Annotated in this window: 7 protein-coding genes; 3 read left to right on the top strand and 4 right to left on the bottom strand. The window is 55.3% G+C overall.

Features of this window, described 5'->3' with window-relative positions; all coding sequences use genetic code 11:
* The first annotated feature begins 717 nt into the window (after window positions 1-717).
* The 3 genes from NB063_RS22830 to NB063_RS22820 are packed head-to-tail and all read left to right on the top strand — an operon-like array spanning window position 718 to window position 4438.
* The gene (locus NB063_RS22830; RefSeq protein ID WP_250931213.1) at window positions 718-1581 is read left to right on the top strand and encodes a MotA/TolQ/ExbB proton channel family protein; all 864 of its coding nucleotides are present in this window, start codon (window positions 718-720) and stop codon (window positions 1579-1581) included.
* Complete coding sequence (locus NB063_RS22825; protein ID WP_250931212.1) at window positions 1581-1991, top strand: ExbD/TolR family protein; 411 nt, start codon at window positions 1581-1583, stop codon at window positions 1989-1991. Before NB063_RS22830 ends, NB063_RS22825 begins: the two co-directional genes overlap by 1 nt.
* 26 nt (window positions 1992-2017) lie before the next feature.
* Window positions 2018-4438 (top strand): coiled-coil domain-containing protein, encoded by a 2421-nt coding sequence (locus tag NB063_RS22820; RefSeq protein ID WP_250931211.1) that lies wholly within the window; start codon window positions 2018-2020, stop codon window positions 4436-4438.
* Between the two features lie 274 nt (window positions 4439-4712).
* Here NB063_RS22820 and NB063_RS22815 read toward each other — a convergent pair whose 3' ends face one another.
* The 4 genes from NB063_RS22815 to NB063_RS22800 form a co-directional block, all read right to left on the bottom strand.
* Entirely contained in the window at window positions 4713-5819 is a 1107-nt protein-coding gene (locus NB063_RS22815; protein WP_250931210.1) for an alpha-L-fucosidase, read from the bottom strand.
* 109 nt (window positions 5820-5928) lie between these two features.
* Entirely contained in the window at window positions 5929-7443 is a 1515-nt protein-coding gene (locus NB063_RS22810; protein ID WP_250931209.1) for a glycoside hydrolase family protein, read from the bottom strand.
* Window positions 7444-7547: 104 nt separating this feature from the next.
* Window positions 7548-9065, bottom strand: coding sequence for a sulfatase (locus tag NB063_RS22805; protein WP_250931208.1), 1518 nt, complete (start codon window positions 9063-9065; stop codon window positions 7548-7550).
* Window positions 9062-10831, bottom strand: coding sequence for an alpha-L-fucosidase (locus tag NB063_RS22800; protein WP_250931207.1), 1770 nt, complete (start codon window positions 10829-10831; stop codon window positions 9062-9064). Before NB063_RS22800 ends, NB063_RS22805 begins: the two co-directional genes overlap by 4 nt.
* Window positions 10832-10915: the final 84 nt, after the last annotated feature.

The following is a 10915-nucleotide window of genomic DNA, read 5'->3' as shown; positions in this document are numbered from 1 at the left end:
CGATCCCACGTCGCCTCGACCTCGAATCCACCGTCCGCCCACGCGGAAGGCCCAGGTAAGCAGGTACATAGAAGTGATTCGGTATAACGACAATTCCGCTGCTCGTGATCGGTTCGGCGTAGGCCGGACCAAGGAGCCTAAGCGACGCAGTTCCGGCACGACTGAGCAAGTGAATGCCGGAACTCGCAAAGCCTCGGTCCGGCCTACAGTTCGCGGCAGTTTCGCTAGAGCGTTTCTGTAAATGACGTAGGTTTTCAAAGGTAGCTACGTTCGCCAGAACGTGGTCCACCGTCGGGCGACGGTGGCTACGACAAAAATGGAAATGCTCTAGATGATTCCTGCCTACCTGCTTAGAAGTAGGGGAAGTGTATCCAAGCGATCCTAAGAGTTTGTTTCTCGGGAGCGACGTGAATCATGCCAGTTGAGAACAGGTCGGCGTGACCACGAGATCGGAATCGATCGATACGGCGATCCCCAGCGGTGATTTCTACCGGCGAAGTTCTGTCTCAATCGCGCGCTACGGATTGAGCCAGCAGGCAGACGGGGCCCGAGCAACCACTAACGCCTTATTTTGGTCGATAACCCGACAAACCTGCTTGACTGTAGATTGTTAACAATCTACAGTTGGCGACTTCGCAGTCCCACGAGCGGCGTTCGACGCGTGTGACGTGTCCCGCCGATGATCGCTCTCAACACCGTTTTCGTTCGAGAAATTTGATGCGTGCCGTTGTCGTCGTCTTGACCTGCCTGCTTATTGTCAGTCTCGGAGTTCGTTCGTCGTTTGCACAAACCGGTGCGGCCGACGTCGATGCTGCGGTCGCATCAGTTGAAACCGATTCTCCGGCTAGCGACACCCCTGAACTCTCGACACAGGAGTCTAGTGCGGTGGAGGAGCTCGTCCATAAGCTGCGTCAGGGCGGGATCGTTGTCGTTCTTCAGATCTTGCTCTCGATCGTCGGCGTGTCAGTCGCGTTGGAGCGACTGGTGCATCTGCGGGGAAAGGCTCTCGTGCCGCCGAAATTGGTTGACGATGCCGATCGGCTTTGGAAAGGAGGCAAGTTCGATGAGTTAGTCGAGATGGCCGGTAAAGACGGAAGTTTGCTCGGCCTCGTCATCGAAGAGGTCGCACGGCACCGCTCCGCGGGGCATCAAGTCGTGTCGCAATTGGCCGGTGACGTCGCCGCACGAGAGATTCGCCGACACATGCAGCGGCTCTTTCCGATCGCTCTCGTCGCGACACTCGAACCGTTGCTCGGCTTGCTCGGCACAATGCTCGGAATGATTGGCGCGTTCGAGACGGTGGCTGTCGCCGGTTCGATGGGCGACGCATCGATTCTCGCCGATGACATCGCCAAAGCCCTCGTCACCACGGCCGTTGGATTGATTATCGCGATCCCCGCTGTTTTTATCTACCAATGTCTTAAGAGCCAGATCGGTTTCGGGAGTGCGTCGCTGGACCAGGCCGCCAGCGGTTTGATTAGCGATTGGTTGATCCTCGCTCCCGCATCGCCGGACGCAGCAGATGAAACCGACACGAAGGAATCGCGAGCCCCCGTCGGACTCGAAGTGGAGGCTGTCTGATGAGGACTGAAATCATCGAAGAAGAGTCAATCGAGCCGCAGATGGCTCCGTTGATTGATTGCGTGTTCCTGTTGTTAATCTTCTTTCTCGTTGCCACAACGCTCAAGAAGCTCGAACGGCAACTGCCACTTCAGCTCCCACCGGCTACCCAAGCGGTCGAAGTTGCGGTCGATCCTCAGACGCTCGTGATTGCCGTCGACGCGGTCGGTCGAACGTATTTGGACGGCAACGTTGCAACGCCGGGTGTCTTGATGCGTCGCCTTGATGAGATTGCCGGCGCACGCCCCGATCATCCCGTTCGCATTGATGCCGATCGTGGGACACCGTTTGAGCATGTTGTTGAAGTACTCGAGGCGTTGAACATCCATTCGCTCTCCAACGTCGCGGTTCACGTCGCGGATACGAAATAGAAACCGCACTCCCTTTCGGACGCCAAATGACCGCACGTTCAACCACACGCCAGCGACAACCCGCTCCACAATCACGTTGGCTGCTCGGTTCGCTGATTGTGCACGCCGGTTTTCTCGTGTTGATTTTGATGCTGTTGGGCGGCAATGATGCGGCTACGCGGGCAGCGAAGACGACCTCCTCTAGCGTGACCAGTAGCGCACGGCTGGAAGACCTTAGCGAGAAAGTGCGAGACCTGCATCAGCGTCACTTGATGGAGACGGTCACGACGCTCGAAAAAACGCTTGACGCCATGAAAACCCTAGAACAGGAACGCGTTGAGCAACTGCGTCAGACATACCCTGAACAAACAGCATCAGCCACCGAACAGCTTGCAACCGTTCACGAACAAGCGCTAGCTGCACAAGAACGGGCACTGCACAGCATTGACGAGGCGCGGGCCGCGTCCGAAGCCGGCAAAACGAGTGAACTCGAAAAAGCGATGTCGGTTGCAATCGAAGAACAGATCGCTGCAGAAGACGCGTTTTCGCAGATGGCGACTGCGTTCTCACTTGCCGGTCGCCCGACGGACACACTGGACGAACTAGTGGATTTGCAAGTGACGGCGAGTCAAGCGTTGGCGGCGGCCCATGCGAAGGATCGTGACGCCGCGTTGGCACAAGCGGAAATCGATCGCCAGTGGAAACAAACGTCGCACGCACAGGAGATGCTTGCGCGACAGATAACCGAGATGAAGTCAATCGAAGCTGAAATTGAAAAACGGCTTCAGGAGCGTAAAGAGGCATCCGTAGCGATCCAGCACGCTAATGAAAACTCCGAGTCAGAGACGGCAAAAATTGCAGAAGCGGAATCTGCCAGACAAGATGCGAGTGAAGCGTTCAACCAAGCTCGAAAGGATGTTGGCGACGCCCAACGTCAGTTGCGGGACGCTCAAAAAACGAAGGATCGAGCCGAAATCGAAGCGGCGTCACAGACGCTCACTGAAGCGAGAGCACGTGAACAGACCCGTCTCAAGGAACAACAACAATCCCTCCAGGCATCCCAGCAGCAAAGACAAAAAGCGAACGCCGCGAATCATGCCATCACGGTTGCCGAACATCGGTTGTCAACGATCGATCATCAACTTGCAACACTCGAGCAACGCAAATCTAGACTGGACGACCAGTTACAGTCTGCTCGAACGAACGCCGAAGCAAAAGACGCAGAACTGCAACCCCATCGCGAGCGGCTTGCGGAGGCAAAAGTCGGATCCGCAAAACTATTAGCGAAAGCAAGAGCGGCTCAGGAATTGGCCCTGAGCAAGAGCAGAACACTCGATTTGACATTCGAAACAGCGGACGGTGACCAATCGCAAACACCAACGACAGCGCAAGAAACCTTCCAACGGGCACGCGACCTGGAGCGACAAATCGCTCAGCGGTTCAAAAACTTTCGTTCCGCCGATTTAGCTCTCGTGCAGTCGATGAATCCGAGCGAGGCTAGAAAGCTGGTCAGTGTGCCGTTACCTCAACGTCCGTCGCTCGATGAGTCCGCGTTGGACCAACTCGCCCGAACACAGGCAGCGATGCGGCATCAGGTTGAGACGTTGAGCAAAGCAGAACAACAGGCCACCACCATGGCCGAATTCGCTCAAGCGTTGCTCGATCGCGCCCAAGGACTCGAACAGGAAGGGCTGCAGATCACGCTCGCCGAGCGCCAAGCGGACGCGGCAGAAGAACAGTCGCAGTCGGCCGAAGACGACGGCGGAGCGGTCAGTGACATGACGTCGTTGATGGCCAGGCGCAGCGAGCAGAAGAATCAATCGGCGCAGGCTACGCGTCAAACGTCTCCTTCATCCGGAAACGCCGCCGATCCCGAGTACACGATTGTCGATCAAAAGATTGTGTCCGTTCCGCCATCGCCACAACAACTCGCATCAGCGATCCCGGCACGACGTTTTGGAAGGGGCGGAGGGACGGCGACGTCAGGTTGGACGTTTGTCGACTCGTGGTACATTTTGGGACCGTTTGACAATGCTCAACGAGCGAACATCCATAAGCAGTTTCCTCCCGAGAGTGTGGTTGACCTGGACGCGACGTATCGAACGCGTACAGGGATTGAGCCGATCGGATGGCGATTTTTTCAAGCCACGTCGCCGAAGATCGAGCCTCGACATCTGCAGGGGGAATACGTCATCTACTATGCCTGGACGCAGCTCCATTTCGACTCTCCCACGGATGTTTGGATCGCCGTGGGCAGCGACGATCGGTCGGACCTGTGGATCAACGACGTTCGCGTTTGGTCGAGCAGTGATGACTTGAAAATGTGGAAGATTGACGAAGGCATGCGCCGCGTGCGGTTCGAGGCGGGCTACAACAAGGTCCTGTACCGGATCGAAAACGGAAACGGACCTTGGGCATTCAGCCTGTGCCTGAATCTCGACAGCCAGCTTCCTGCCGAAACGCAGTAGTGCTTTCTCAGCACTGAAAATGGGGGTGAGACCGACCAGTTCGTGCCGTTCCGCTAAGACTTCTAGCGGCGTGACGCGAGCGGGCTGTTGTTTTAGGCGTTTCGCAAAAATGAGTGAGCCGACAGCGGTAGCTGCGGGCATCCAACGGGCCCGTCTTAGCCGTAAGGCCCGCGGCTAGCGCCGACGGCTCACTAAATCAACAGCCTGCGAGCCCTCCGGTTCAGGCAACTGTCAACGATAGGCTAGACGAAGCAATCGCCCATATCGATTGATCTTAAGACGCTCGCAATCGCTTGCCGACTTCCTTTAACGTCGCCTGGTCTTCTGGATGAATCGAACCGTCGGGTAGCGGACCGGTGTTCAACAGCAGGTTGGCGTTCATGTCCTGAGCCGTTTTGAGCATCTTCATCACCTGGTCGGCCGTCTTGTGTTTGCCGTCATCGGCTTTCGTGTATCCCCAACCGTGAGGCTGAAGCGTATCGCAGATTTCGAGCGGCATATCCGACTGCCCCTTCCAATGGCGTTCGGGGGCTTTGAAATCCTCCGTTCCGAGCACGCCTTGTTTGTAGGACACCAACACTTGCGGCTGCATTGAGTGAATGTGGTCGTAGAGTTCCTGAATTTTGAACTCATGAATTTTCGCTCTGCGTGACGCTGGGGTCGCGTGACCATCGAGCCAAATACCGCCAATCGGTCCGTAGTTGGTTAACAACTCGGTGATTTGGTTCTTCATGAATTCGACGTAGATTTGCAGATCATGTTCTTCACCCGTTGCATAGAAATCTTCCGGCGGATCGTATTTCGGACGCGCCGATCCACCCCACTCCGAATTATTGGGAGCATGCGGGTGACGCCAATCACGACCGTGGGAATAGTACAGATAATACCCAAGTCCCTTTTCTCGACACTGGTCCGCTAGTTCACCAACAAGATCACGTTTGGCGGGCGTATTCGTGCTTTTAAAGTCCGTGTACTTAGAATCGAACAAGCAGAAACTGTCGTGATGCCGGGTCGTGATGTTGATGTATTTCATGCCGGCATCAAGGGCCATGTCGGTGATAAAGTCAGCATCGAAGTTCTTCGCTGTAAAACGATCGGCGAGCTTCTCGTATTCCTTTACGCGGATCTTTTCTTTGAGCATAACCCACTCGTGTCGGCCGAGCAGCGAGTAGAGCCCATAGTGCATGAACAGTCCGAACTTCGCATTGCGAAACCACTCCAACGCCGCTTTCCGAGGATCGACCGCGTATTGATCCGAAACCTCTTTCAGGAATGATGGTACCGATCCGGCCGACGATGGCTGGTCGGCGTACGCACTCGTGGTCGCAATCGCTGCGGTACTCGCGACGGATGATTTGATGAAGTCTCTGCGAGTTGTCATTGGTCTTTCTCTTGGTTGGGTTCATTCGTGTGAACAACACTCGAACCGGCCTCGTTCGTGCCGGATCAAACATCGGTGAGCGTCGTTCCAAAGGTCCGTCATCGATCGCTCAGTTAAACGCAATCGTTACCTTGTCCACCATCGGTTTGGATTTGTTATCGGTCGTGTCGGTAAGCTTAAATTCTAATTGGAATCCGAATCCCTCGGGTAATTGAGACAGGTCGAGTGACGCAGGAGTTTTCTGAACATGCTTGGCAAATCCGGGCGTGTAGTCGTAGGACTCTTTCACGGTTTGCCAATCGCTCCACACATCGATCTTTCCATCATTGTCAGTATCAACACCAACGCGGGCGTCCACGTTTTCCACCCACGGCCCCGGACTTGTGTAATCGGTTCCCTGTTGTGTGATGAGATAAAATTTCCCTTCGGCGAAACACACATCTGGATCGGGGTGCCCGTTTCCAACGCTGTCACACCACTCGAACGGACCGTCGATGGTTGGCGATGTGAACCATCCCACGCTCATGCCGTGTCCGCCAACGGGATCGAAGTCACCAAACAAATAGTATCGCCCACCGATAGAGATGCTGGCCCAGTCGCCATAAGCTTCCTGTTCGGGTTCATGCACTTGGTAAGTGGCAACGTTTGACTTGAAGTCAGGGTGCTGCAGCCAGTGAGGGTGTTTGTACGTTGCCGTTTTTCCAGTGGGCGTCGTGCGATTGTCAACAACAGGAGCAAGAATTTCAAAATCTTTGATGCCGTCCTTGCTAACCGCGTGGCCGGCTAAAGGTGAATCCCACGATCGTTTATTTGCATCGATCGGGCTCCAATCCTCATAGATCACGTGAAAATTTCCATCGAGATCCCGGATGAAGCAACAGTCCGATCCATCCGAAGGATCTTTGAACGCCATCCCCATATTCTTACCCGGTTGGCCATCGGTCAGATCTTCGTCGATATAGAGATGCGGGTCCTGGTCGTTAGGATAGTCGTAATAGATGTAGAACTTGCCATCGACGTACTCGGCGGTGGTTACCCATCTCGAAAAATCCTCGGTCACCTTTCCGTGGTGAACCCAGTTGACCATGTCGCGACTTTGCCACGCATGATATCCCCCGTCACGATTGTCGACTCCGCCGGGCGCGTCGTATTGATTGGCATAGGGTGTTGTAAGCAAAGGGATATCGAATCCGTCGAGCGTCGCGGGTTCGGGTTGAAACGCTGGCTGTTTCTTTCCACCAGCGGCACGTTTTTTCTTGCCCGCGCCATAGCGGCCAAAAATCCAATAGTCGTTTGGTCCCAAGCTCAGCACGACGGGAGCATCGGCAAGATTCGACGGCCCGACATTTTTGATCGGATTCCAATTTTGCCAAATGGGCGACTGATCGAACGTGACCGAACGGATGGAGCGTTTTTCAGTAAACGCTTTCACCCGACTTTGAAAGGTGGCCGTTTTGCCCTCAGGTTCAGCAACCCCTTTCTGAATCGTCAATCCGGTCTGCGAAGCGGTGTTCTCTTGCCAATCGGAATCACTATCAATGACCCAGGAGTCATTCGCTGTCGAGAGCGATGCAGTGAGGACGACCAGGACGAGCCCGGCGGCGTAATGTCGACTTCGATTCATTGATAATCTCATGTTGATTTCGTCTTGGGTAGTTTGCATTGATGCGTTGGGGTTGCGTCACACTTTGCAACGCAACCGGCTCAATCGAGGATCACGCGGTCGCGTCACGGATGCGCGGCGGTTTGGGGAACGGCTCCCTGCCACCCTGCCAACCACTGCTTCCTGAGGGTCTCACACAGTTCGGAGTAGCCCGCCTGGCCCGCGACATTCTGATTCTCTTGCGGGTCCGTCTGATGATCATAAAGTTCCTCAGCGTCGACCTTGGTGTGGTCGTCGATATGCACCCAACGAGTGAACCGATAACGGTCTGTCCGCATCGAGTACCCCATCAAACGTCGCCCGTTCACCGTCCGCGGGTATTGGCTGAACGCTGCGGTCTTCCATGTTTCCTCGGGGCGATCCAATACCGGTCGAAACGACGTCCCTTCCAAATGCTCGGGCAAAGGCAGATTGGCGAGATCGACAAGCGTCGGGTAGATGTCAACGAACTCAACAAGAGCCTTCGTCGATCGCCCCGCATGCTTCATACCCGGTACCGAGATCACCAGCGGAGCCCGCGCGTCGTCTTCGACGTTGCTATGTTTGCACCAGCGATTGTGCTCACCCAATTTCCAACCGTGATCGCCCCAAAGGATGACAATCGTGTTGTCGGTCAACTCTAATCGATCGAGTTCGTCGAGCACCCGGCCGAGCTGTGCGTCCATGTAGCTGACGCAGGCATAGTAGCCATGCTTGAGCTGTCGTGCGTACTCTTCCGGCAGATCGTTCGTGTCGGGGACACCGCTGTAATTCCACATCTCGTTGCGTTCGACCAACGCGTAATCGGGAGCGTCACGAGGCAAGAATCGATTGGTCGCTCGCGGAATTTTTTGTGGGTCATACAGATCCCAATATGCTTTCGGGCATACAAATGGGAGGTGTGGCTTGCGAAAACCGACGGCGAGAAAAAACGGCTGGGACGCAGTCGCAAATTCTTGTAACGATTCGATCGCCTCATCCGCCAATTCGCTTTCGCCACCGCTATTTGGCGGGTCATTTGCGATTCGAAACGCCTGGCCACGATTGGTTTTCGTCAACGGAATTGGTGTTTCAGGAGTCTCGTTGCGGTTGACGAGCGTGTGGAACTCGCGTCCTGCAGGCTGCCCCGCCTTGGTCGATGCGCTGGGTTCCCGCGCGCTCCAGGACGGCGGGTCCTGCAAATCGCCGTGGTAGATTTTCCCCAACCCACGCGTGACGTATCCATGCTCTTTAAACCACTGCGGTAGGGTTATCACATCCGGGATCGCTTTGCGAAAGTGCGTCGTCAGATTCCACACTTTGTTCGTGTCGGGGCGAACCCCCGTCATCACGCTCGAACGCGAAGGCGAGCAAACCGCCTGCTGGCAGTATGCTCGCTCAAACACGATGCCCCGCTTGGCAAGCGAATCAATGTGGGGGCTTTGAATCACGGTATTGCCGTAACAACCAAGTTCCGGACGCAGGTCGTCGGACACGAGGAAGAGTACATTGAGCGGTTTCTCGGTTGCGGTATCGGCCGCCTGGAGCGACGGCTTCCCGACCCCAACGAGGAGAAGTCCAAGAGCAAAAAATGCGTACCAGACGGATCGTGGCCGATCACTCATTTCTGGTCCTCAACTCGCTGCAATTTCACTTGGCGAAGGTTCATCGGTTGCCATTGTCCAGCTTCCGGTTTGACTTGGATGCTAGTCGGACCGGCGCTATCAAATTGGATCGTGCCGAGGTCACGTTCGACATACTTTCCATACCCGCCCGTCGATTCGACTTCCGCTTCGAGTTCACCGCCCGCTGGGCCGACATGAAATTTCGTCTTGTCCCCTTCGACTGACATCGTCGCGGACACTTGATACGTCCCCGGTTCGTCAATCTTGATGTCCCACTGCACCCAAGCATGGTCGTCGAGCCAATAGCCGACGTGCGAGATTCCATCGTGTTCACGCACCGTGGCTTCTTTACTTCCTTCGTTGTTGTGAATGTAGGCCTTGTCCGCCGTCAGCACCAACTCTCCGCTTTTATCGGGCGTGGGAATGCGAACGAACGTTTCCAACGGGCCGCGAACCTTCAGTGCGATCACGCTCGCGATCTCATCAGGAGCATGGGCGGGCAGCGAGACGACCACACCATCGTCAACCGATTCGGTTTTCAGTTCCGTTCCATCGGCGAGGAGATGGGCACCACGCACCTCATTCTTCAACCCGGGAACGGATAGTTTGCCATCGGCGGGCCAGTCAAACACGTGGAGATAGAGGATGTGATTGGTGCCGTCAGAATCATTCGACTTAGCGGATTTCATCGTGCATCGCCCCCAGTCGAACGCACCAATGGGGCTGGCGGTGGTGCCGTAAATCGACTCGCTATTAACGCTCATCCACTCGCCAATCTGTTCGAGACGCTCAATCGCTTGCGGCAGCAGTGTCCCCTCGCCTGTCGGGCTCACGTTGAGCAAGTAGTTGCCACCTTTGCTGGCGATGTCAATCAGATTGCGAACCAGCGTCGTCGTCGACTTGAAATCGGTGTCGCCGAGCTTGTACCCCCAACTGCCGCTGATCGGCATGCACACTTCCCAATCTTTACCAACGGGCGCTTCGCGTGGGATTTGGCGTTCGAATGTCTTGTAGTCGCCGGGGAAGTCGTCGCCTAAACGATCGTTCGTGATCACGTCGGGAATCAGCTTGGTCAGCGAATGCAAACTGTTAAACGACTCTTCGCTCATCTTGCGTGGGGTGTCCCACCAGAAGATTCCGATCGGCCCGTACTCGGTCAGCAATTGCCGAACTTCGGGTACCGCTTTTTGACTGACGTACTCGTCATTACTGACACGTTCGATTGTTTTATCCCAGTTATTTCCGATACCGCCGGGATGATGCCAGTCCTGGGCTTGGGAGTAGTAGAAACCGAGACGGATTCCTTGTTTTTGACAGGCTTCAGATAGCTCTTTCATGATGTCACGTCCAAACGGCGTCGCATCGACAACGTTGTACGGACTGGCGTGCGAACCGAACATCGAAAAGCCATCGTGGTGCTTTGCGGTGATGACCAAGTACTTCATGCCAGCGTTCTTGGCGCGGGCGACGAATTCGTCGGCATCAAACTTCGTCGGGTTGAATTGCGCCGCATACTGCTCGTATTCGGCGATCGGAATCTTCCCGCGATTCATCATCCACTCGGCACTGTTTGGCAGCTTTTGTCCTTTATATTCGCCGCCCGTTGTGGAATAGACGCCCCAGTGCACAAACATGCCAAACTTGGCTTCGCGCCACCACGACATACGGGCATCGCGTTCCTCTTTCGACTCGGATTTGTCTTCCGCCGCGAGCGGACTAACCAAGGTGAGTAATAAGAGACCGAGGGTAAACAGTTTTGAATACATGGCTTTCATTTCAGGTCGAGTTCACATTACATCGCCGATCCCTGGTGGGATCCAGCGTGACAACAAATATCATACTTCAATCGA

The sequence above is a fragment of the Aporhodopirellula aestuarii genome (assembly GCF_023701485.1).
GTDB classification, from domain to species: Bacteria; Planctomycetota; Planctomycetia; order Pirellulales; family Pirellulaceae; genus Rhodopirellula; species Rhodopirellula aestuarii.
The sequence above is the reverse complement of the archived record's forward strand: the minus strand, read 5'-3'. Positions and strand labels throughout refer to the sequence as shown.